The organism is Pseudomonas sp. B2M1-30, from assembly GCF_025447575.1.
Lineage (GTDB): Bacteria > Pseudomonadota > Gammaproteobacteria > Pseudomonadales > Pseudomonadaceae > Aquipseudomonas > Aquipseudomonas botevensis.
In genome coordinates this window covers 569,326-591,814 of the sequence record NZ_JAOEJT010000002.1, presented here as the reverse complement: position 1 = coordinate 591,814, position 22,489 = coordinate 569,326, and the positions used below count along the sequence as shown (strand labels likewise).

The 22,489-nt window shown below is 59.7% G+C and carries 16 protein-coding genes; 10 read left to right on the top strand and 6 right to left on the bottom strand.

Annotation, left to right across the window (positions count from 1 at the left end; translation table 11 throughout):
- The first annotated feature begins 162 nt into the window (after positions 1 to 162).
- Positions 163 to 378 carry a DUF3079 domain-containing protein gene (locus tag N8H74_RS06280; RefSeq protein ID WP_262146621.1) on the top strand — a complete coding sequence of 72 codons (216 nt, stop codon included), beginning with the start codon at positions 163 to 165 and terminating at the stop codon, positions 376 to 378.
- Between the two features lie 6 nt (positions 379 to 384).
- On the opposite strand, the gene N8H74_RS06275 is transcribed toward N8H74_RS06280, so the two are convergent.
- The 4 genes from N8H74_RS06275 to N8H74_RS06260 all read right to left on the bottom strand — a co-directional run bounded on the left by N8H74_RS06275 (position 385) and on the right by N8H74_RS06260 (position 8,070).
- Positions 385 to 4,311 (bottom strand): patatin-like phospholipase family protein, encoded by a 3,927-nt coding sequence (locus N8H74_RS06275; protein WP_262146619.1) that lies wholly within the window; start codon positions 4,309 to 4,311, stop codon positions 385 to 387.
- 58 nt (positions 4,312 to 4,369) lie between these two features.
- The gene (locus N8H74_RS06270; RefSeq protein ID WP_262146618.1) at positions 4,370 to 5,779 is read right to left on the bottom strand and encodes a hypothetical protein; all 1,410 of its coding nucleotides are present in this window, start codon (positions 5,777 to 5,779) and stop codon (positions 4,370 to 4,372) included.
- A 164-nt stretch (positions 5,780 to 5,943) separates the two neighbouring features.
- The gene (locus tag N8H74_RS06265) at positions 5,944 to 7,065 is read right to left on the bottom strand and encodes a hypothetical protein (RefSeq protein ID WP_262146617.1); all 1,122 of its coding nucleotides are present in this window, start codon (positions 7,063 to 7,065) and stop codon (positions 5,944 to 5,946) included.
- Between the two features lie 90 nt (positions 7,066 to 7,155).
- Complete coding sequence (locus tag N8H74_RS06260; RefSeq protein WP_225929965.1) at positions 7,156 to 8,070, bottom strand: LysR family transcriptional regulator; 915 nt, start codon at positions 8,068 to 8,070, stop codon at positions 7,156 to 7,158.
- 270 nt (positions 8,071 to 8,340) lie between these two features.
- Between N8H74_RS06260 and N8H74_RS06255 the strand changes: the two genes are divergently transcribed.
- From N8H74_RS06255 to pgm, 4 genes are all read left to right on the top strand, one after another.
- On the top strand, positions 8,341 to 9,363 hold the full coding sequence (locus tag N8H74_RS06255) for a zinc-dependent alcohol dehydrogenase family protein (protein WP_262146614.1): 1,023 nt from the start codon (positions 8,341 to 8,343) through the stop codon (positions 9,361 to 9,363).
- Between the two features lie 546 nt (positions 9,364 to 9,909).
- Entirely contained in the window at positions 9,910 to 11,361 is a 1,452-nt protein-coding gene (locus N8H74_RS06250) for a hypothetical protein (protein WP_262146613.1), read from the top strand.
- A 49-nt stretch (positions 11,362 to 11,410) separates the two neighbouring features.
- Positions 11,411 to 12,811, top strand: coding sequence for a PLP-dependent aminotransferase family protein (locus tag N8H74_RS06245; RefSeq protein WP_262146611.1), 1,401 nt, complete (start codon positions 11,411 to 11,413; stop codon positions 12,809 to 12,811).
- A 106-nt stretch (positions 12,812 to 12,917) separates the two neighbouring features.
- On the top strand, positions 12,918 to 14,564 hold the full coding sequence (pgm, locus tag N8H74_RS06240; RefSeq protein WP_262146610.1) for a phosphoglucomutase (alpha-D-glucose-1,6-bisphosphate-dependent): 1,647 nt from the start codon (positions 12,918 to 12,920) through the stop codon (positions 14,562 to 14,564).
- Positions 14,565 to 14,634: 70 nt separating this feature from the next.
- Here the strand turns inward: pgm and N8H74_RS06235 are convergent, their stop codons facing one another.
- Positions 14,635 to 15,330 carry a pirin family protein gene (locus tag N8H74_RS06235; protein WP_262146609.1) on the bottom strand — a complete coding sequence of 232 codons (696 nt, stop codon included), beginning with the start codon at positions 15,328 to 15,330 and terminating at the stop codon, positions 14,635 to 14,637.
- Positions 15,331 to 15,606: 276 nt separating this feature from the next.
- Between N8H74_RS06235 and N8H74_RS06230 the strand changes: the two genes are divergently transcribed.
- On the top strand, positions 15,607 to 18,081 hold the full coding sequence (locus tag N8H74_RS06230) for a UvrD-helicase domain-containing protein (RefSeq protein WP_262146608.1): 2,475 nt from the start codon (positions 15,607 to 15,609) through the stop codon (positions 18,079 to 18,081).
- Between the two features lie 58 nt (positions 18,082 to 18,139).
- Here N8H74_RS06230 and N8H74_RS06225 read toward each other — a convergent pair whose 3' ends face one another.
- Positions 18,140 to 18,412: a DUF1652 domain-containing protein gene (locus N8H74_RS06225; RefSeq protein WP_262146607.1), complete on the bottom strand. Its 273-nt coding sequence runs from the start codon at positions 18,410 to 18,412 to the stop codon at positions 18,140 to 18,142.
- Between the two features lie 261 nt (positions 18,413 to 18,673).
- Here N8H74_RS06225 and N8H74_RS06220 point away from each other — a divergent pair, with 261 nt between their 5' ends.
- The 4 genes from N8H74_RS06220 (at position 18,674) to N8H74_RS06205 (ending at position 22,475) form a co-directional block, all read left to right on the top strand.
- Positions 18,674 to 19,489 (top strand): helix-turn-helix domain-containing protein, encoded by an 816-nt coding sequence (locus tag N8H74_RS06220; protein ID WP_262146605.1) that lies wholly within the window; start codon positions 18,674 to 18,676, stop codon positions 19,487 to 19,489.
- 51 nt (positions 19,490 to 19,540) lie between these two features.
- The gene (locus N8H74_RS06215) at positions 19,541 to 20,947 is read left to right on the top strand and encodes an FAD-dependent oxidoreductase (protein WP_262146604.1); all 1,407 of its coding nucleotides are present in this window, start codon (positions 19,541 to 19,543) and stop codon (positions 20,945 to 20,947) included.
- A 30-nt stretch (positions 20,948 to 20,977) separates the two neighbouring features.
- Positions 20,978 to 21,322, top strand: a complete 345-nt coding sequence (locus N8H74_RS06210; protein ID WP_262146603.1) for a cupin domain-containing protein — start codon at positions 20,978 to 20,980, stop codon at positions 21,320 to 21,322.
- Between the two features lie 67 nt (positions 21,323 to 21,389).
- Positions 21,390 to 22,475 carry a polyamine ABC transporter substrate-binding protein gene (locus tag N8H74_RS06205; protein ID WP_262146602.1) on the top strand — a complete coding sequence of 362 codons (1,086 nt, stop codon included), beginning with the start codon at positions 21,390 to 21,392 and terminating at the stop codon, positions 22,473 to 22,475.
- The last annotated feature ends 14 nt before the right edge of the window (positions 22,476 to 22,489 follow it).

Sequence of the window (22,489 nt, the reverse complement as noted above, 5' to 3'; positions counted from 1 at the left end):
AGGAAGCTTCGCTGCGAACAATAATGATTGTTATCAAGTTTGAGGATTTAAAAACGAGGTCGTGGCCCGTCGTTGCGCGGATCGGTTCTTGATATGCATCAAGGCCGGTTTTCTGCGCAGGTTGTAGGTTGGGTTCACGCCTCTCAATGATCGGAGAACGGCATGGCCAAACCCTTTCCTGCCAACCCCAGCCATCCTGAACGCATTTGCTGGGGTTGTGATCGTTATTGCCCGGCGAAGTCCCTGGCTTGCGGCAACGGCTCCGACCGCACGATGCATCCGGTGGAGATCTTTGGCGAAGATTGGGATTCGCCGGGGGATTGGGGGATTGAGGCGTCTGGCGTGACAGAGACGCCGGACGACAAAAGCGCCCCGTAACTTGAATTACGGGGATTTTCCGTTCGCCTCGGCGCCGCTTTTGAACAGTGCCTCGCTGACCTTGTCGCCCTTGCTGAACCAGACCTCTATGACCCCCTTGGCGCCAACGAAAGCAGGGGAGAGGGGTTCGCTTTTCCAGTCGGCGCCGGATACCTCGGTGTTCACCGCGTCGACAATAGCGTCAGCGCAGCTTTTTCCCTGGTTGTCGTGGTAGCGCAAGGTGGTTTTTTGCACCTCTTTTGGCGCCGGACGGGCTGCGCGGAAGGCGGTAGCGACGACATCCTCGATGGGCGGCACGCTGGCGTGCCAGTTGGTGTGCCACCACGGTCTGAATGCACGCACCTGGTCACGCATCTCCGGGCCATAGATCTGCATGTAGATCGTATTGCCTTTGCAGACCGGATTGTCCAGTTCGCGAGGAAGGGGTTGCGGTTCAGGGTTGACGGAGGCTGGCGCCCGGGTCGCAGGGGGCTGGGACTTCGCGGGTTTGGAACATGCCTCCTGAAGGCCCTCCAGTTCATTGCGCTTGCGCGCATCCCTGGCGTTGATCGAGTAGCTTTCAGACAGGTTCTCGTATTGTTCAACCAGTGTTTCGCGCTGCGTGGAGCATGGGTGCAGCGTATTCCAGGCTCCGCTCGCGCTGTAGTCGTAGCCCCAATAGACCGCTGGCGAAGGCGATGATGTTTTCACCAGGCACGCCCCTGCAGACATTGATACGAGGCCGGTTCTGGCTTCCACCAGCACCTGACAGGCACGTCCCATGTCTGCCTTGAGCGCTGCGCAAGAGTTGGCGGCATCCGCAATCACCCGCATGCCGAAGTCGGAGTTCATTAGCCAACCGGCCTCACCCTTCATGCAATAGGAATCTCCAGCGCGCAGCAGCGCTACGGCAAGTCGATTGGCGGCACCTTCGGGATCGGCTGACGGTGTTCCCGGTGGCAGCTTTTCCCACAGTTTCGATATTTCCAGCAGAGCGGTGCGCTCGCCAGTCGTCCGCGAACTCAACGCCGTGCGGTATGACTCGAAGGATTGCCACGCGGCCACGCCCAGTGACAAAACGGCCCCGGCCCCCAGAGTTGCGCCCACGGCACCCACCTGCCGCCCCCAGACACTTCTCGATACGCGGGCAACGACAGGCTTGCCAAGCGTCGTGGTATCGCCCGCTTCAGGCAAGGAGGGCGCTGCTGCAGAGCGCTCCTCGAACAGCGAGTCTAGGTGCGTCCTGAGTTGGCCGATCAGCGTGTCGCAGAGCAACTCGCCCAGGTCCGTGCCCAGCGAAAAGTAAGACTCCCACTGGCTCTCGCTGAAGAACTGATCGCCGGTGGGTTCCTGCGGGAACAGGGGGTTCTGGCGCTTGTAGTTCGCCACGTCCATCGAAACCGACCTGAACGTATTGGGTTTCACCAGAATGAGGATTGCCGGTTTCGAATCGGGTGTGTCGTCCGGATAGTGAACCGTGGCCAGTGCCAGGCAACTCTCGTTGTCATCTTTCGCAAGATCCTGCAGCGAGCCGAAGTAGCTGAGGCTTGGGCACCATTCTTCAGCCGGTGCTTCAGCGATTGCCCATTCGAGCGTGGCCAGGGCCACGGGCTGGCGGAAGGTGATGGTGATATTCAGATCGATGCGGGCCTTGCGCACCAGATTCTCGACGTCCTCGAACGAGTAGCCGGGGTCGGCGCCGCAGTCAGCCAGCACGATCACGCGGGCACGTTCGAGCAGCAGAGGGTAGACGCCGGTGTTTTCGAAGAACCCGCCGTCGCTGATGTACCAATTGTCTTTGGGGCCAGCCCCGAACGTCGCGGACAGCTCGCGCAACAGCGCCTTCGATTTGCTGGTCATGCCGGCCAGCACCCGCCCAGGGAGGGAGCACCTGGCGTCCGGTCCGCCTCGCTCGTCACGGGAAAGCCAGTACCCCAGTCGCACGCCGGCGAAGGTCAGCAGCGCCGCCAGTCCGCGTTGCGTGCGGGCGCCAAGGCCGGGCGCCGCTGCCGCACCGGAGATCGCCATCCAGCCGCCCACGCTCAGTTTGCCGATCCCCTGGAACTCACTGCGCCAACCTTCCTGGCTCAGGCGCGAGTCGCCACCGGCCCGCACGCTCAGCAGCAAACCTTTACGATCCTGATTGAACAATCGACCCTTGGGATCGGCCGTCTGATTGACGCACGTGTTGATGATATGAACCGGGCCGCCCGCCAGGTGCGGCTGGTAATCGGCGAGCGCGACGTCATCTCCAGGCGCGACCTTGCCGACATTGCGAACCTTGCTGGTCGTCAGTTCATGGGCTTCGATCGTTGCCAGCGGCGAGTTCGCACCGGCGCCACTGAAGCGCCAATTGTTGGTCGCCCCCAGATAGCTGCGAACCAGCCGTGCCTTGTAGAACGTATGCAAGGAAGACAGGTTGAGGAAACCCAGATTGGACCCGGTGGCCGCCACATAGAGCGCTGTTGGCACGAAGATGCAAGCCAACGCCTGCCAGCCTTTGTCGAACAACGGCAGGATCACGTCGACGACTGTGCCGTCGGATTTTATGAGAATCGGGAACACCGGCTCGAAGCTGATTTTCAAGACCAGCGATACCCACCAGACGAACAGCGCGGCTGCGAGCAGGTAGCCGGTCAGTTGAAGAAGGTGGGGTACGATGCGGTTGGCGGGATTGTCGGGCTGCTGAGTTCGACCCTTGGCCGACCGCAGACTCAGCATCAGCGCTTGGGCGACTCCGGAGACGACAGCCAGCAGTATGCCGAGGTCAAGCGTCTCGAATACCTGTGTCTGGAATGCCAGCAGCCAGGCAAGACGCTCGGCGATACCCAGTGCCAGAACAAGCAGGGTGAGCCCCACGAACCACATCAGCTGGCGCGTCAGCTGGTTGCGCATCTCCGACAGAGCATCTTTCTCGGGCTCACCCCGGGCGACCAGTTTCGCGTTCTTGCCGACCATGTAGAGCCAGCCGAGGCCAGCATGGATTGCTGAGGTGGTCAGCAGCAGTACGACCAGCGCCGCCACCCCAGGCAACAGATTGGCCAGCGTCACCGTGTCTGACCTGGCTACGGGTGGCGGCGCCAAAGCCCCGACCTTCGCTGCAGCCGCCAGCAGAATTACGCAGATGACTGCCTTGCCGAGGCAGTAGCCGGCAAACCGCCTGCCGACCCATTGGGTGTCCCAATACGTGAACACCAGATGCAGGGCGATTGGCAAAATGACCGTCAGTAGCAGCCAGGCAGTTGGCAGCCATTGTTTGAGGAACAGCAGCCAATGGAACAGCTCTGGTGTGTCTGGCTGAAAACCGGCCGCTGCGAGGATCTGCCATGCACCAAGATCCAGCGCCGCCAGCACGCAGCCTGCGAGTACGGCAAGCAGTCCGAATTCAAAGTGCAATGCCAGGAGGCTGCGCAGATAGAGGGTGATGGCAAACAAGCGGTCGGAGAATCCTGCGGGGGCCAGGTAGCGACCGTTGGAGCGCAACCACCAGCCGAACCAAGTGTTCTCGGCATTGGCCATGGCGTCTTCCACTCGATCGGCGGCGGCACTTGCAGACGGCTTGGCGCTCGGCGCGGAGGCGGTGGCGCCCGGTGCGGTCGATGCCTTGGCGATCTGCTGCGCATCCGGGCGCTCACGATCATAGAGCCGGCCGAGCAGGCTGCCGATATAACCGCCGCCGGAGACCATCGACAGGACGTCGAAGCGGTTGAGCAGTTTCTTTTTCGCCAGTCCGCGCAGCAGACCAAGGCTGAAAGTCGCGCTGCGGATACCGCCCCCGGAAAGCGCCAGGCCCCATATATCGTTGCTGCCTTCAGGCAACTGCCCGGCAATTCTGGCCTGATCTTTTTTGAGCTGGTGGCGCCGGGTGGCGATCAACTCGTTCGAGTCGTTCTCGGGCCGCTTGTCAGGGTCGGCGGCTTGTGGTGCTTGTCCGGCGGGATTGTTGTCGGTCATGGCTGCTTGCCCTATGCGAAGTCCTTACGAAGCTGTAATCCGCAAAAGCCGTGAGCGCTCAAGGAACCGATGTCTCGACGCTGGGTGACGCGGCAGCATGCTTCTTCTCGGTTGAGACGGCTAACTGAGCCTGCGCTTTACGTCGTTCCTCCCAGCGCGCTTGTCTTAGTGCGAGGTTCTTACCCTCAATGAAGTCCACGTATTTGACGAGGAAATCGACGAACTGGGTTTTGAAGATTCCATTGTGGCCATCGATGATTTCGTTCTTGGAATAAATGACGGCGACAGGGCTGTTGTCTACCCGAGGGCCGGGTAGTGGCTTGAGGGTCAAGCCACTGAATGACACGTCACCAGTGAAGTCGAAGTGAGAAATGACTTCTTTGTTCACATAATCCGCAGCCTTCAGCGAATCAGCCGTGCCAGGCGCCAACTCAAGGGTATGGGTACGCTGGGGTTCGAATTCACCCAGTGCCTGACCATAGAGATCGCCTTGATAGTCGCTCCTGAAGCCAGGACGGAATGGGCGAGTCAGCCCCCGTGCAATCGGGAAGAAAAATTGCCTGGCCGAATCGTTGTTGGCGGAAAACACAACGAGTTGCGGTGCTTGTTTGTAGGAAAACCGGATCTGGCGATAAAGGCTGTCGATCTTGGCGTACTGATAGGCTTCGAGAGCAGGGTTGAGCAGGATATTCACATCGCCAAAGCTGTCTATCGGTACTCTCTGCTCCTCCCGGTCGGCCTCAATCGTCGTAGTCGGTTTCTCAAGAGTGTTGCCCAACTGCGGTGCGCGTTCGGTGAGGTAATACTCCATGGGTCGGGCGAGCGATTTCATCAGGACCTGACCACCGAAACTGTGCCCGATGCTCACCAGCCCCATATAAGGTTTTTTGGTATCAGCCTGCGGAATCTCGGAGCGCACACTGAGCGCGTTGGTTCTCAGATAGATACGCTGCAGGCGCTCGATGAACTCGCTGACATCACCGTCTCCCACGCGTTCGGCCGCCGCTTTACGCCACCACATGGTGGCGTAGTCGAGGTAGCCGGGGAGTGACCTGCCTCGCCAGCCGACATAGACACCCATCAGTTTAAACGCAGGGTCGCCCGTGATTCTTTCCCGCGCCTGGGCATACTCGGGCGCCGCCAATTTGTCGCCCAGAGCCTTCAGTGTCTCTTGGAAATTTTTATAATTTTCGTCCGTTTTGGTATCGGCGTTGTGATGCCAGCCGTGGATGAACAGCACGACATAGGTGTTGGTTTTGGATGCGGATTGTTTGATCGCATCGATCGCGTTCTGAGCTTTTCCTCGGTTCCACCATGAGCCAAAGTCGTCGACTTGCACGACGCGCAGTTCATAGTTGGTCTGAATGTCGTCTTGGGCCTCGAACTCCTTATGGTAGAGGGAGCAGCTTGATATCAGCAGGAACACAATCAACAGGACGGGCGCCGTGGAGAACGGATGTCTGGACATATATCTCCCTGAAACAAGTTCTGCCTATCGAACTGCCTGGGGTCGTCGAGACCCGTCTCTGGGCTCAGTGGATTGACGTGGGCGACGTGGCCGCCCACTTCCAGTTGAGTCAAGCCAATGAATTCGAAAAAGCAAGACGCCTGCAGCGACTCGGACCCCTTTATTTATGGGGCCGAACGATGAAGTTCATTTGAGGAAGGGCCGTTGAGCGTCGGTGGCAGGGGAATCTCTGCGAAGGGTTTGGGCAGGTACACCGTTGCGGCTGTTTTCTGCTCGCTAACCACGGCCTTGACCTTTTCCATCATTCTGGCGACGTGGTTGCCGGTCAGGGGTTCAGGATTGTAAGGATCGTTGCCGAAGAAGTTTTCCCAGTGCCCCAGCAGCACTACCCGAGGTTTGGTCGCTTTCAGCAATTGCTCGGGGTACTGGTCTGCCTTGGTCCAGGAGCCGACGCTGAGTATCTCGACATCGATCGGTGTTTGATCCGGCCACGCAGGCGGGATGCCGCAGGGAGCGGGCGCGGCACTGTCCTGAAAGTGAATGCGGTACTCCGGCTTTCCTTTGACGTCCAGCAAGTCAATCAACCACGCCATTGACTGGCCTTGTTTCCATCCGAATACGGAGGTCGGAACTTCGGTCAGATCCTCGGTGTAACTGCCATGGCCCACGGTGTAACCCAGAATGTGCGGTGCGTGCATGCTCTGGATGGGCATGGCTCTGATGGCCCCGCCGGTGGAGGTGATCCAGTATCCGGGTTTGGCAGGTCCGGGGGCGCCATCACAACCGGGGACAGTTGCCATGTAGCCTCTCGCGCTTTTGACCCGGTCGGGGTCGACCCAGGTCCAGTCCTCGGTTTCGGTCCTGGCGGGATCCTTCATCGAATGCAGGATGTGTACGACGGTATCCGAACCGTACACAACCGCCTTGGGCGCGTACTTGCGCATCACCCAGGGCACATCCAGCAAATGATCGTAATGCCCATGTCCGACCAGCAGCAGGGTGACGTCGTCTACAGGGCGTGTACGCATGTAGGTGTCGATACGTCGTTTGTCAGCCTTGACCAGAATCGGTGGAAAATCCGGAATGAAAGACGCTGGATTGCTGAATGATGGCGCAAGCAACAGGCCTTCCCCGCGCCAGTGGATGAGCCAGCCACCTACGCCCAGAAACTGAATTTTTGGTTCGGCGAGATTCTGTGCCGACCACATATCCAGATTGTCGTCTTCCCCGCTCACTGCGCAGGTGCTGAAGATCAGGAGCACGACAAGCCAAAGCGCGGCGGGCATGGGATTTACTCTGGATGGAGGTTTTCAGTGTTGCCAGAGGCCTAGGGCAGGTTTGAGCTGCCAAGGTATGAAAGTGATTGTAGCAATGGTTCAGAGGCTGTCCGGATCTCCGAAGAACATCTGAATCCGCGACCTCAACCACCGCTCCCCCGGATCGTTATCCTGCGATCCGCGCCAGGCCATATGCAGTTCAAACGTGCGGGTCGGCAATGGCGGATCTTCCGCCCTGAGGCCTCCGGCCGCTGTGAGTGTGTCGGCGGTGTAGTCCGGAACGGTGGCGACGATGTCGGTGCCTGACAGCAGCGTGCCCAGGCCGTTGAACTGTGGCACGGCGAGGACTACATGACGTTTGCGGCCCAGCTTCTCCAGTTCCTCATCGATGAAGCCGCTGAGGTCACCGGCGAACGAAACCAAGGCGTGGGGGCGGGCGCAGTAGTCGTCCAGGCTCAACGGTCCGGGCACGGTGTCGGCGCGCAGCAGTTTCGGCTGGCTGCGACGCAGTACCTTGCGCTTGGCGTTGGCCGGCAGATCGGTGGTGTAGCTGACGCCGATGGAGATTTCGCCGGAGGCCAGCAGGTTGGGCATCAGGATGTAGTTGACGCGACGAATCACCAGCACGATGCCCGGTGCCTCGGCGCGCAGGCGTTTGAGCAGCATGGGCAGCAGGGCGAATTCGACGTCGTCCGACAGGCCGATACGAAACACCGAGGTACTGGTGGCCGGATCGAATTCGGCAGCACGGCTGACCGCCGTCGAAATCGAATCCAGGGCCGGCGAGAGCAGGGCGAAGATTTCCATCGCCCGGGCAGACGGCTCCATGCTGCGCCCGGTACGCACGAACAGCGGATCGTCGAACAGCCCGCGCAGCCGCGAAAGCGCGGCGCTGATGGCCGGCTGGCCGAGGAAAAGCTTCTCCGCAGCGCGGGTTACGCTGCGTTCGTGCATCAATGTTTCGAATACGATCAACAGGTTCAGGTCGACACGACGCAGGTCATTACGATTCATCTGGAGTCCTGGCAGAGTCATCAAGCTTGACGAGGGCAGCCATATGGGAACAATGGCCGGCATGAATATTACGGGTAAAGGCTGGTACTCTGCACCGGGAAATTCAGCTTTGGCGCGAAGGTTTCGGCAGTTTTTTCATGGATTTGCTCAATGCAGGCCATACTGCGGAATCAATGACAGGCATGTCGACTATTAATAGCCACTGATGGTCTTGGTCGAAAAGCCCAGATAGAGTTCATGGCATTAGAGGTTACTTTGACGAGGTTTGCGATGTCCCGCACGATTCGTTTTCACAAGTTTGGTCCGGCCGAGGTGCTCAAGTGCGAAGAGCATGCGGCCGCTCAGCCAGGTCCTGGCGAAGTGCAGGTGCGCGTCGAAGCGATCGGCATCAGTTGGTATGACACGCTCTGGCGTCAGAATTTGGCCTCGTCCCAGGCACGCCTGCCTTCAGGTCTTGGCCATGAAATGGCCGGCGTGGTCACCGCTGTGGGTGACGGTGTCGAAGACCTGGCGGTCGGCGACAAGGTGGCGAGCTTCCCCGCCGAGAGCCCCAACGATTATCCGGTCTACGGCGAGCTGATCGTTCTGCCGCGCACCGCGCTGACCCGGTATCCGGACGTACTCAGCCCGATCGAAGCCAGCGTGCATTACACGCCGCTGTTGATCGCCTATTTCGGCTATATCGATCTGGCGCGGGTCAAGCCCGGCCAGTTTGCCCTGATCACCGACGCCAGCCACTGTGCCGGCCCGTCCTTTGTGCAGTTGGGCAAGGCGCTGGGTGTGCGGGTGATTGCCGCGACGAAAACCGCGGACGAGCGCGATTATCTGCTCTCGCTCGGGGCCGAGAAGGTGATTGTCACCGAGGAAGAAGATCTGCTGATGCGGGTCAACAAGATTACCGACAACGTTGGTGTCAACGTGGTGTTCGACGGTCTTGGCGGTCCGCAGATGTCCTTGCTCGGCGATGTCCTGGCCCCTCGTGGCAGCCTGGTGCTGTATGGCCTGCAAGGCGGCAACCAGACACCGTTCCCGGCCTGCGCGGCGTTCCAGAAGAACATTCAGTTTTTCGTGCACTGCATCGGCAACTTCACCGGCAAGCCGGAACTGGGCATCGTTCAGGATCACGTCGCGTTGCAGCGTGCCTTGCGTGATATCAACCAGTTGACCGCCGATCGCGTGCTGTTGCCGCTCAAGACTCGGGTTTTCCCGTTCAACGAGTTCGTCGAAGCTCACCGCTACATGGACGAATGCCCATGCCGCGAGCGCGTTGCGCTGCAGATCGAACCCGCGTAACCCTGTCGAAAAGAGTCCGTGGCCCCACGGACTCTTTTGCGTTTATTCCCCCTCCAGGCCGACCTTGCATGGCCTTCACTCCGAGCCCGTTCAGCAACTGAACTGGTTTTTGCCGTCGATCTGTATCTTCTAATCGCCCCATAAGTACTGATAATTGAATGATTACTTTCATCTCAAGGAATGAGCCATGTCTGTGCATTCTATTTGTCTCGCCCATCCTCGCCCGGTTATCTCCGGGTACTCTTCGAAGTTTTGTTTAATAACTGTAGGGCTATCGCGTAATCCGTTCTTTTTTTCATGTGCTCATAGTGCGTGGGAGCATGTAAGAAGTTTCCTAGGACGATGGCTCGGTTCGCAAGGCCCAGCGCTGGCAGGGGCTTTCGCGCAAGATGATGGCGCTTTCAGTTCGCGTCCTGATCAAATGTTTCAAATAACTACGAAAAACTAAGTGTTAGCATTTGAGCGTCTATTAATAATTAATGAGTTATCGCGCAGCTCGCGTATCGGCTGCGTGATATGAAACTTTTGATACCGGGTGAAGTACCGATGAGCACAATCCATGATCAGGCAATGAACTACGTTTATCAGCAAGTGTTGCAACGCTTGCTGAGTTTTTTCTCCCGTGCCGAGCGCACTGCATTGCAGTTGCTGATTCAGCGGCTGGCGGTCGCCGCCGGTGGCATGGATCGCATCGGTTCCTTCAAGGTGCTGGTGGTGCAGTCCGGTACCCGTGACAGTTGCTATGCCCTGGCATTGATGCGCGCCGCGCAGTTGAGCATCGCCGGGCGCGCGCCGGCCACGTTCCAGTTGCGGGTGGCCACCCTGCGCCGCACCGGCATCGGTGCGCCGGCCATGCACAACATACACCGCAGTTACAGTGCGCTGTTCCTCTACGACGACCCACGGGTCGAATTGCTGATGGTCGATCATCGCGAGGTGCTGCCGTTCGATGAGCAGGCACCGCTCAGTGACGACGGTCGCGAAGCCAATCGGGTCAACCAGTTGCTGATGGGCCACCGTCGCGCCTGGAACGAAGGCCTGGAACTGTGGGATGACGTCTATCTCTCCACCGCCGAGTTTTATGGTCAGGTCGCCCGCTGGAACAACGGCGTCGATGCTCTGGTCGCCAGCGAGCCGTTGCAACGCCAGCGGCATTTCCTCGATGGGCTGAACCGTGCCGTGCAGAAGGCCGGAATTGGCACGTTGCCGCCCTCTGCTGCAAGCTTCGACGATCTGTTTCCCGTCCTCGATGGGCTGGGCGGCGACGTTTACCGCCAGTTCTACACCGACGGCGAGTTGATGCCATGGCGTCCCGCCGGGCAGTTCGAGGCCTGCCGGCGCACCAGTTTCATCGACATCCACGACATGGTGGTCGGCAAGCTCGAGGAACGCTGGCCGCTGCTTACGGATTTCCTTGGGTTTCACGCCGAGGAAATGGCCTTGCATCTGGGCGAAAACGAATACATCGATCCGCTGCTCACTGCGCATCTAAGGGGTTTGCAGGCAAGCCTGATCGAAGGCCGGGCCTATGAGGACGGGGTTTCGCAGTATCTCCAGAGCTGTCTGGCGACGCTGCATCGCAAACAGGTTCCCGAGACGCTCTGCGAAAGGTTGCAGGACACCTTGGGTCAACTGCGCGATCACGAAGAGTCGCGCGGGCAAATGGCGCAATGCCTGCAACAGACCTTTGGCCTGAGCGAAGCGCAAATGGTCTGCCTGATGTTTGCGCCGTTCGTCGACAATGGCGCGGGACTCGAGCGATTCCTGCGCCATTGCCACCCGGGCATGTTGGTCGCAATGCCTGACCTGCACCGCGCCATGCAAGGGCTGCACGCGCCGGAGCAGGTCCTGCACTGGATGACCGACGTCAGTGGCCTGCCGGTCAAGCTGATCGGGCGTTTATATGCCATGACCCCGCCAAGCATCAGCGCTCCCGCGTTGGAGAGCGAATTGGGCGAGACCGATGCCGTTGCCGACGACTGCTCGGCGGAAGGTTGAGCGTGGATGAGCTGCCCGAGCGGGCGTTGCGTCCCACGGATACAGGCTCATGAAAATCACGCGGGAAACCGATTTCGCTTATCAGGCCGTGTACCGTTATCTGGATCAGTTGATCAATGAACCCGGGCATCAGGGCTCGGTTCGCCTGCCGTCACTGCGGCAATTGTCCGAACGCCTGGGGGTCTCGATCTCCACCATCCAGTACGCCTATTCGTTACTGGAGAAGGAGGGGCGGGTGTATTCGGTCGCCAAGTCTGGCTACTACGCACAGGCGGTGGTCAGTCTCACGATACCCGGCAGCGGTAACGACTTGCTCGAAACAATCTACGTCAACGCACGGCGCCCTGGCATGCGCGTGTTGAGCACCGATGATCCGGCAGCGCTGCAGCCGTTGGACAGTCCGCTGCTGATGCTTGAGCGGGAGCTGTTGCGCCAGTATCCACGACAACCGCAATGGCTCAGCCAGCCCTGTGGCGAGCTGGAATTGCGTACGCTGCTGGCCGCGCGCTACACCACATCGCCAGCGCATTGCTGGCATGCAGATGACGTCTACATCGGTGCCGACCTGCGCGGCGTGCTGGAGATCCTGATTGCCGTGCTGGGGCTGCGCCATGCCACTATCGTGGTCGAATCACCCTGTGACTGGGTGATCCTGCGATTGCTCAAGAGCGCCGAAGTCCGGGTCATCGAACTGCCGCTGGAGGCGGGCGGAGCGCTTGACCCGCAGCGCCTGGAAAATCTGCTGAAGATCGAACCCGTGCGGCTGATCCTGCTGTCGTCGAAGCTGAACATGCCGTGTGGCAGTCTGATTCCGGAGGATAACCGCAGCGTAATCGCTGATTTGCTGACGGGCCATGGCACCTGGGTGCTGGAAAACGACTGCTACAGCGAGCTGGATGATGACGGTGAAGGCCAGCGTCTGCGCGATCTGCTGGACCCCGATCGGCTGCTGGTGTTCTCGACCTTCGAGAAATTCATGGGCGTTGAAGCGGCTTATGGTTTTGTCCTGTCTCGAGCGTGGCGCCGCGAGTTGCAGCGGCATTTTCTGTTGCGCTCGTTTCGTCTGTCGCCGGTTCGCCAGAAAGCCATCGCCCGGTTGTACACCGGCGGGCGGATCGACCAGCACCTGCACATCTTGCGCAGGCTGCTGAAGGAACGCCGAATCCAGTTGATTCAACTGTTGCGCGAACGCCTGGGGGAGTCGCTGCACATCGTCGAGCCGCAGGGTGGGGCGACGGTCTGGGCGCGTTCATCGCGTCAGGTGGACATGACGATGGTGTTCCAGCGCTTGCTTGCGCAGCATGTGATTATCGCGCCGGGCGAGCTGTTCAGTCTGCACGGATTGCACGGGCAGCATCTGCGCCTGAGTCCGATCGGCTATGCGGACGATGAGCTCGCCGGCGTTGTCGGGCTGCTCGGTGACGCCTTGCGACTGGCGCCGGGCGACTGATTGGGAAAAACTGTCAGGGTGCCTCGGATAGATCCCATCGCACTGCGGTCAAACTGCCAGTAAACTGCGCGGTATTTCTCGAACCACTCTGACTCAGAGGTTTTGCATGACACTCAGTCCTTTTGCGGGCAAACCGGCACCGGCAGCACTGTTGGTCGACATCCCGCGACTGGTAACGGCTTATTACACTGGCCAGCCCGATGCTTCGATTTCCACTCAACGCGTAGCGTTCGGCACGTCCGGGCACCGGGGCAGTTCCTTTGACTTGAGTTTCAACGAATGGCACGTTCTGGCCATCAGCCAGGCGATCTGCCTGTATCGTGAAGCCCAGGGTATCACCGGGCCGCTGTTTGTCGGCATCGACACCCACGCACTCTCGACCCCGGCCGGCGCCAGCGCCCTGGAGGTGCTGGCGGCCAACGGCGTGACCGTGATGATCGCCGAGGGTGACGAATACACCCCGACACCTGCCGTGTCCCACGCGATTCTCTGCTACAACCGTGGCCGCACTTCGGGCCTGGCCGATGGCATCGTCATCACGCCTTCGCACAACCCGCCACAAAGCGGTGGCTATAAATACAACCCTACCAACGGTGGCCCGGCCGATACCCACATCACCAAGTGGATCGAAGCCAAGGCCAACGAACTGCTGGCCAACAAACTGGCCGGGGTCAAGCGCATCAGCTACGAGCAGGCGCTGAAAGCCAGCACCACCCATCGCCATGACTATGTGAACACCTACGTCGCGGACCTGATCAATGTCATCGATTTCGATGCCATTCGTGGCGCCAAGCTGCGTCTGGGTGTCGATCCGCTGGGCGGCGCCGGCGTGCGCTACTGGTCGGCGATTGCCGAGCACTACCGTCTCGATCTGGATGTGGTCAATAAAGAAGTCGATTCGACTTTCCGCTTCATGACTGTCGATTGGGATGGCCAGATCCGCATGGACCCGTCCTCCAGTCACGCGATGCAAGGCCTGATCGGTCTCAAGGAACGCTTCGATGTTGCGTTCGCCTGCGACCCGGATCATGACCGTCACGGCATCGTGACACCGTCCGGTGGTTTGCTGGCACCGAACAACTACCTGGCCGTCGCTATCGACTATCTGTTCCAGAACCGTCCGCAATGGCGCGCCGACGCCGCCGTGGGCAAAACCGTGGTCAGCAGCGGTCTGATTGATCGCGTTGCCAAGCGCCTGGGTCGCCGCTTGTACGAAGTGCCGGTCGGTTTCAAATGGTTTGCCGACGGTCTGTTCGATGGGTCGCTGGGTTTTGGCGGCGAAGAGAGCGCCGGTGCCTCGTTCCTGCGCAAGGACGGCGGCGTCTGGAGTACCGACAAGGACGGCTTGATCCCGGCACTGCTGGCGGCAGAAATGACCGCCCGCACTGGTCGCGATCCAAGCCAGGCCTATCGCGCGCTGACCGATGAGCTGGGTGAGCCGTTCTCGGTGCGCGTGGACGCCAAGGCCAACCCTGAGCAAAAGGCGCTGCTGAGCAAGCTGTCGCCGGAGCAGGTCACGTCGACCGAGCTGGCCGGGGAGAAGATCCAGAGCATCCTCAGCCACGCGCCGGGCAACGACCAGGCCATTGGCGGTTTGAAAGTGATGACCGAAAACGGCTGGTTCGCCGCGCGTCCGTCGGGCACCGAAGACATCTACAAGATTTACGCCGAAAGCTTTATCGGCGACGACCACCTCAAGCAACTGGTGGCCGAAGCGCAGACCCTCGTGGACGGCGCGATTTCCGCGAAGTGATTGTGCAAAAGCAATGAAAAAGGGGCGACCATCACGGTCGCCCCTTTTTTTTGCCTGGGATTTACTGCAATCAGGCCAGATCCACCAACACGATTTCACTGTCTTCCAGCGCAGTGACCGTCAGCACTTGCTCATCGGCCACGGCTACGCCGTCTCGAGCGTTTGCCCGCAAGCCATTGACTTCAATCACGCCAGTGGCGGGTACGAGGTAAGCGCGGCGCCCGGCATCGAGGCGATATTCGGCGGTTTCCCCGGCCTTGATATTGGCGGCGACCAAACGGGCATCGGCGCGAATACGCAGGCTCTGGTCATCACCGTCCTTGCCGCTGGCGAGCGTTACGAAACCTTCGCGCTGGCCTTTGGGGAACGGCTTGGCGCCCCAGGACGGCGGTGCGCCGGTTTCGGTCGGCAGAATCCAGATCTGGAAGATCCGCGTTTCCGTGGACTCGAGGTTGTATTCGCTATGGGCAATCCCGGTGCCGGCGCTCATGACTTGCACATCGCCAGCCTCGGTACGGCCCTTGTTGCCCAGATTGTCCTGGTGGGAGATCGCACCTTCACGAACGTAGGTGATGATTTCCATATCGCGGTGCGGGTGGGTCGGGAAACCGGTGCCGGGGGCAATGATGTCGTCGTTCCACACCCGCAGGTTGCCCCAGTTCATGCGTTGCGGATCGTAGTACTCGGCGAACGAAAAATGGTGATGGGCATCCAGCCAGCCGTGGTGGGCGCCGCCCAGGGAGTTGAAAGGTCTGAGTTCAAGCATGTTCGTCTCCTCAAAAGGTTCGTCATGGGCGGCAGGGCCTGAGCCACGATGCGAGACCGGTGGTGTATGACCGGCATCATCTATCAACCTATGATCGATAAAAAGCGTAAAAACTGCGGCATTCTGATCGAATAGATTGATATTAATGAGCCTCGAAACACTCTCACTCAGCCTTCGATTCATCGCCTAAACCAATGACCTGCAAGCAATTGCTAGAACTCAAAAGCAAATGCAGCCACCATACCCACCCTCAGCCTCACACCGGAGTCCGTCAGCGTGGCGCAGCACACCCCCGATCTTCCTCCCGAACTTCGTCCTCTGAGCGAGATGCCCTGGTTCAAGCGCCTGGCCGCGCGTTTTTTTGGTCACGGCCTGACGCGACTGCGCGCCCAGCATCGGGCGTCCTGGCTGCATGGCCAGGCCGATGGCTTCCGCAGCGGTCACACCGCCGGGGTGGATTACGGCTATAAGGAAGGCAAGCTCGAGGGTCTGGAGGAAGGCCGTCAGGTGCTGTTGATTCGCGACAGTCGCAGCACCGAGCATCGCCCTCCGAGCGTTGACAATCATTTGTTCGACGACTGGCGTCTGCCGCTCAGCGCTGAGCTGAAGAAGCGCATGAAGGCTGATGTCGCCAGTTTGCTGCCGGCTCACGCCCAGCCGAGCGTGGCGCAATGGAAGATGATCTTCAGTGATACCCCGTCCACCTCGGTGATTGCCGGCGCCGGAGCCGGCAAGTCGACCACGCTGGTGCTGCGCATCCTGTTGCTGGTGCATTACTTGGGCTTCGAGCTGGACTCGATGACCGTGGTCACCTTCACCCGCGAATCGCGCAAGGACTTCATCAACAAACTGATCGAGCTGTTCGGGCTGTGGGGACGGGCGTTGGGGCAGAAGCAGGCGCGGGAGCTGGTGCGGACCTTTCACTCGCGCATTTTGCCGATGGTGCGCAGCCTGCCGGGATTCGAGCGCCTGCAGGCGTTCGAAAACCTTAGCCAGCGACCGCCGGGCGGCGATGAAGATGTCGACAGTAACCCGTTCGATCTGCGTATCAACGATGTCCAGCGCCAGCAGCTCAACGCCTGTTACCACCGGTTGTTCACCGAGGATGAGCGTTTCCGCGAGCTAATCCAGCCGCTGTCGCGACATGCCTTGCAACTGAAGGAGCTGGAACGCGATCACCCGGACGTGCAGAAACGCGTGGCAGTGACCGAACTGGCCGCCAAGCGTGACGAAGAGCTGTGCGATGTGATTGAGGATCTGTGGTTCCGCGCCGGCGCCTGGCCGATCAAGGGCATCGAGCCGAACCGTCAGGTGTTCGAAATCAACGGCTCCCGTTTCCACAGCCACGGCTACATCCCGAGTCTGGATGCCTGGGTTGTGCTGGGTTTCGATCCTCGGGAAAACCCGCAGGTTTGCCGTCCCAACGCCAAGTTAAGCGTGCGCGCGGAATGGGCTGTAAAGCGCACCCTGTTTCAAGCTTTCTGTCGTAAACCATTGATATGGATAGATAGTTACGAATCGTCAAAGCGGGTTCTGGCGAGTCTGGCCGGAGATGCCAGCGCCGGCCCGGGCTTCGATTACAAGGTAAAGGGCGAGCTGGCATCAGCGCCATTGCTCGACTGTTTTGTCGCTGCCGCCGGTTTCATCGAAAACCTGGGGCTGGATGTACCGGATGCCGTTGGCCGGATGAGTTTTTCCAAGGATGATCCGGACCGTTTCTTCTTCGAGGCGCTGAGCCTGTTCTGGCGTGCCTTCGAAGATCATTTGCTCGACCAGAAGCCGCCGGTCATGACTTACAACCGCATGTTCGCGCTGTTCAGCGAGCATTCGCCGGAAAACCTCAAGCTGCTCGGCGATGAGCTGCTGAGGCCAATGTCGCACTTGATGATCGACGAATTTCAGGACGTTTCGCCGCAAATCGTTTCGTGGATACGTGCCAGTCTCGCGGAAATCCGCAGTCGTGGCCCGGCCATGCACGTCGGGCGCGGCGCTCAGCGTTCGTCGCTGCTCTGCGTGGGGGATGACTGGCAGTCGATCTACGGCTGGCGCGGCAGTTCGCCTAGTTACTTCATGGAGTTCAACAAGGAGTTTTCCTCGCCGAGCACCACCCGGGTGATGCTCAGCGACAACTACCGCAGTCACCAGCACATCATCGATGCGGCGGAGCATGTGGTTCGCGCCGCGCCGGCGATTCCCGGCAAGAAGGCCAAGGCCAGCGGCGCGGACAGGCCGCTGCAGCCGGTCAATGTGCTGGAACGCGACGATCAGGCCCTGGCCGAGCGCTTGGCCGAGCACTATCGAAAGGGTGATTCAATCCTCATGCTTTATCGAAAAAGTAGCGATAAATCATTGATAGAGCAGCATATTCATCATGTAGTTAATGTTGATTCGAGCTTGCCGTACGAGTCCCGACGCCTGAAACAACTGACCTATCACAGCGCCAAGGGCTTGCAGGCCGATGCGGTGTTTTTGCTCGGTGACTGCCAGCATCTGACCAGTTCGCCCTACAAGAATCAGGTTTACCGCATGGCCGGATTGGGCAAGACCGGCGATAGCGAGCCGTACGACAGCGCGCAAAAGGACGAAATCCTGCGCCTGGCCTATGTCGGGATCACCCGTGCGGTCAGCCATTGCTACTGGTATGTCGAGCCGCAGGACGCGCAGGCAGTGAACATGCCGCGTGCCTCCGACCGGGTCGCCAAGGACAAAGCGTTTTTCGTCGATCACCGTCCGCCACAGAAAAGCGCCTGATTCCCGCGCCCACAAAAAAGCCCGCAGCAAGCGGGCTTTTTTGTTTTAAAGCAAAAGCTTAGGCGTAACTTTTAAGAGACTCTGGAGGAATGAAAGCTTCCAGTTCGTCTTCTACGGCTTCGATTATTCGTTCGACATCGGCGGCGTTCATCACCGTCGCGCAGGGAATGCCGGCGATGGCAATCATGGTTTCACCACTGGCGCGATCAAACAGGCGCGCGATCATGCTGCCGGGTGCGTCCATGGTCGCTTCAAACCCCATGGGATGAAAATGCCAGCGCATCAGCTGGCAGGCATTGGGGAACGTGACTTTGCTTGACCCTTGATTCATGTGTAGCCCGCCTTCTTCATCGAGCGCTTCCTTTTGCTCAGGTAGGTGGGAAGAGCCTTCATTGGCTCAACCGATGACTCCATTAAAAGTAGCATCCGCCTGTGAAAATCCTGTGAGAATTTTCAGTTCATTTAGCGATTGCGCTGATTTTTTTGATGTATGTCACGCTGACGCGACTTTTGGTCAAAGTGCTATCACTGCCTTGGTCATTGCTGGCCGGCCTGAAGTTGGGCAAGCTCGGTTCTTTTTTTCGAGTCCTCTATGCACGCTGATGATGACGGCCCGCAGCAGACCCGCGCCACGGGCGAGACGGTCATGCGCTATCACCTGTGCTGGAAACATCGGGACCTGGATGGCGTGATGGCGCTGTATCACCCGGACATCCAGTACAACGATTTTTTTCAGAACCGGGTGCTTGGCCTCGACGAACTGCGTGAGTACGTGCGCGTGAGCATGCCTCGCGAGTCGGACGAAGCGCTGGAGCATTGTGACCGCATCCGCATCGATGGCAACACGGCGTTTATTCAATACGAAGTCACGCTGCGAGGTGGCGATGGCCTGGTGTCGTTTCGCTCCAGCGAAGCGATCACGGTCAAGGAAGGGCTGATCTGGCGCGTCAACGAATACGCTTCGCTGGTTCGCGGCGAAACGTCCCGCGCCAAGGTGCCGAATCAGCGTCCGGCGGAAAGCCGCCTTGGCCTGTCACCGCGTCAACTGAGCTTCATGGCGGATGACTTGCAGCAGTATTTCCAGCGCCAGCAACCGTACCTGGACCCCGAGCTTGATCTGCAGCGGGTGGCGAAGGAGTGCGGTTACAGCCGCAATCAGATTTCCTACCTGTTGAACCAGGTGCTGGGGCAGAGCTTCTATCGTTACGTCAATCATGCGCGGTTGCAGCATCTGCTGCGCTCGCTCGATGGCGCTCCGGCGCCGCTGCGCATCGATGAGCTGGCGTTCGCTGCCGGATTCAACTCGTTGTCGGCGTTCTATAGCTGTTTCCGCCAGCACACCGGCCAGTCGCCCAAGGCCTACGCCAAACAAATTTCTTTGCGGGCACGCGCGCAAGACAGTCCCTGAGGTCAGCCACTAGGATCGACGCCATCGAAAGTTTGATTGGCGGAGTCTTGCATGCCGGCGTGGCGCACTATCAGTTTGTGGATGGACCAACTCGACGAGCCGCTGACCGCGCGCCCGGCGCTGGAGCAGGACCTGGATGTCGATGTGGCAATCATCGGCGCCGGATATACCGGTCTGTGGACGGCGTACTACTTGAAGAAACTCGCGCCGGGCCTGGACATCGCCATTATCGAGGCGCAGACCGCCGGTTTCGGTGCCTCGGGACGCAACGGCGGCTGGCTGATGGGCAATCTGCTCGGCGAGGATCGCCTGCTCGCTGGGCTCTCGCCGCAACAGCGCCGAGCCTCCTTCGATTTGCTGCACAGCATTCCCGATGAAGTGGAAATCGTCCTCGAACGTGAAGGCATCGACTGCGATTACCGCAAGGGCGGAGCGCTGTACTGCGCCGCGCGTTACCCGGAGCAGGAGACGAGCCTGCGCCGCTACCTCGACGAGCTGTATGCCCAGGGTTTGACCGACGACGATTACCGCTGGCTGAACCCTGAACAATTGGCGCAACAGTTGCGCATCGCCAAACCGTACGGTGCGATTTATGCGCCGCATGTGGCGACCATTCAGCCGGCGAAACTGGTGCGGGGTCTGGCACGGACCGTTGCGAACATGGGCGTGAAGATTTACGAAAACAGCCCGGTCACCCATTGGCGGGCCGGCAGCCTGCGCACCGCCAAGGCCAGTGTGCGCAGTCGCTGGATCGTGCCGGCCATCGAAGGTTATTCGGTGACGCTGCCGCCGCTGGGGCGTTATCAGTTGCCGGTGCAGAGCCTGATTGTCGCCACCGAACCGTTGTCGCCGGCCACCTGGGACGAAATCGGCCTCAATCGCGGCCAGGCCTTCAGCGAGTTCAGCCGCCAGGTCACTTACGGTCAGCGCAGCGCCGACAATCGACTGATCTTCGGCGCTCGGGGCGGTTATCAGTTCGCCGGCAAACTGCGCCACAACTTCGACCTGACCCGGGATGAGGTGGAATTGCGCCGCTATCTGTTCGGCGAACTGTTCCCCCAGCTGAAAAACGTCCAGATCACCCACGCCTGGGGCGGCAATCTCGCCATGTCCCGGCATTTCAAGCCGAACATGCTTTGCGACCGGGCCAACGGCATCGCGCTGTCCGGCGGCTACGGCGGGGAGGGTGTCGGCGCCAGCAACCTGGGCGGGCGTACCCTGGCCGACCTGATTCTCGAGCGCGACACCGACCTGGTGCGCCAGCCCTGGGTGCTGCCCGACGGCGGTATTCATGCGCTGCGGGCCTGGGAGCCGGAACCGTGCCGCTGGCTCGGCTACAACGCGATCATCAAAAGCTTCGTTCACGAAGACCAGACCCTCGCCAACCCGGCGACCGCGCCATGGCGGCGCAAGCTCGCCAGCAGCGTGGCCGGGTTCATGGAAGGTTTCATGCACTAAACGTCGTTTTTCTCCAAGACAGGTAACGCCATGAGCATCACCCAATTCAAAAACACCGCCAGCCTGCAACTGGACGAATCCAACCCGGTGGCCGTGCCGATCGGCACGCCGGTGGCCATCGCCTCGACCACCAGCGTCGAGCGCGACGATGGCGTCGAAACCGGCGTCTGGGAATGCACCCCCGGTCGCTGGCGCCGACAGATCACTGCCCAGGAGTTCTGCCATTTCATCTCCGGGCGCTGCACCTTCACCCCGGATGGCGGAGGCGAAACCCTGCACATACAAGGTGGCGACGCGCTGATGTTGCCGGCCAACACGCTCGGCGTCTGGGATATCCAGGAAACCGTGCGCAAGACCTACGTCCTGATTTTCTGATTCTCCGATCCTTTGATTGCCTGCCAGCTTCAACAAAAAAGACAACAGCCCACACAGGAATCGATCCATGATCCGAAAGACCCTCGCTCTGGCGCCCCTGATGTTCGCCGTGTCCCTCGCTCATGCGGCGGATACGGTCAAGGTCTACAACTGGTCCGACTACATCGCCCCGGATACCACGAAAAATTTCGAGAAAGAAACCGGTGTCGGCGTCACCTATGACGTCTATGACAGCAACGAAACCCTCGACGGCAAACTGATGACCGGCAAATCCGGTTATGACGTGGTGTTTCCCTCCAACCATTTCATGGCGCGCCAAATCCAGGGCGGGGCGCTGAAGAAGCTCGACAAGAGCCAGTTGTCCAACTGGAAGAACCTCAACTCGGTACTGCTCAAGGCTTTGCAGACCAATGATCCGGGTAACGAACATGGCTTTCCGTATCTGTGGGGCAGCACCGGCATCGGCTACAACATCGCCAAGGTCAAGGCCGTGCTGGGGGATGATGCACCGGTGGACTCCTGGGACCTGATCTTCAAGCCCCAATACATGGAAAAACTGCAAAAGTGCGGCGTGGCGATTCTCGACAACGGTCCGGAACTGCTCCCGGCGGCGCTCAATTACCTCGGTTTGCCGCACCACAGCAAGAACCCCGAGGACTACAAGAAGGCCGAAGCGTTGCTGATGAAAGTGCGGCCGTATGTCAGCTACTTCCACTCCTCGAAGTACACCAGCGACCTGGCCAACGGTGATATCTGTGTGGCGGTCGGCTTCTCCGGCGACATCCTGCAAGCGGAGAATCGCGCCAAAGAGGCGAAAAACGGCGTCGATATCGGCTACTCGATTCCCAAGGAAGGTGCGGCGATCTGGTTCGACATGGTTGCCATGCCCGCCGACGCCCCGGACGAGAAGGCCGGTTACGCCTTCATGAACTACTTGCTGCGTCCGGACGTGATGGCCGGCATCAGCAACTATGTCCACTACGCCAACGGTAACCAGCAGGCCGACAGCCTGATCGATCCGGCGATCAAGAACGACACCAAGGTTTACCCAAGCCCCGAAATGATGGGCAAGCTGTTCGCACTGGAAGCGATGCCGCTGAACATCGACCGGATTCGCACGCGGGTGTGGAACAAGATTCGTACCGGCAACTGAAAATCCGCCATCCC

Coding starts and splice junctions, on each gene's coding strand:
- N8H74_RS06280 (WP_262146621.1), top strand. CDS start 163: ATGGCCAAACCCTTTCCTGCCAACCCCAGCCATCCTGAACGCATTTGC.
- N8H74_RS06275 (WP_262146619.1), bottom strand. CDS start 4,311: ATGACCGACAACAATCCCGCCGGACAAGCACCACAAGCCGCCGACCCT.
- N8H74_RS06270 (WP_262146618.1), bottom strand. CDS start 5,779: ATGTCCAGACATCCGTTCTCCACGGCGCCCGTCCTGTTGATTGTGTTC.
- N8H74_RS06265 (WP_262146617.1), bottom strand. CDS start 7,065: ATGCCCGCCGCGCTTTGGCTTGTCGTGCTCCTGATCTTCAGCACCTGC.
- N8H74_RS06260 (WP_225929965.1), bottom strand. CDS start 8,070: ATGAATCGTAATGACCTGCGTCGTGTCGACCTGAACCTGTTGATCGTA.
- N8H74_RS06255 (WP_262146614.1), top strand. CDS start 8,341: ATGTCCCGCACGATTCGTTTTCACAAGTTTGGTCCGGCCGAGGTGCTC.
- N8H74_RS06250 (WP_262146613.1), top strand. CDS start 9,910: ATGAGCACAATCCATGATCAGGCAATGAACTACGTTTATCAGCAAGTG.
- N8H74_RS06245 (WP_262146611.1), top strand. CDS start 11,411: ATGAAAATCACGCGGGAAACCGATTTCGCTTATCAGGCCGTGTACCGT.
- pgm (WP_262146610.1), top strand. CDS start 12,918: ATGACACTCAGTCCTTTTGCGGGCAAACCGGCACCGGCAGCACTGTTG.
- N8H74_RS06235 (WP_262146609.1), bottom strand. CDS start 15,330: ATGCTTGAACTCAGACCTTTCAACTCCCTGGGCGGCGCCCACCACGGC.
- N8H74_RS06225 (WP_262146607.1), bottom strand. CDS start 18,412: ATGAATCAAGGGTCAAGCAAAGTCACGTTCCCCAATGCCTGCCAGCTG.
- N8H74_RS06220 (WP_262146605.1), top strand. CDS start 18,674: ATGCACGCTGATGATGACGGCCCGCAGCAGACCCGCGCCACGGGCGAG.
- N8H74_RS06215 (WP_262146604.1), top strand. CDS start 19,541: ATGCCGGCGTGGCGCACTATCAGTTTGTGGATGGACCAACTCGACGAG.
- N8H74_RS06210 (WP_262146603.1), top strand. CDS start 20,978: ATGAGCATCACCCAATTCAAAAACACCGCCAGCCTGCAACTGGACGAA.
- N8H74_RS06205 (WP_262146602.1), top strand. CDS start 21,390: ATGATCCGAAAGACCCTCGCTCTGGCGCCCCTGATGTTCGCCGTGTCC.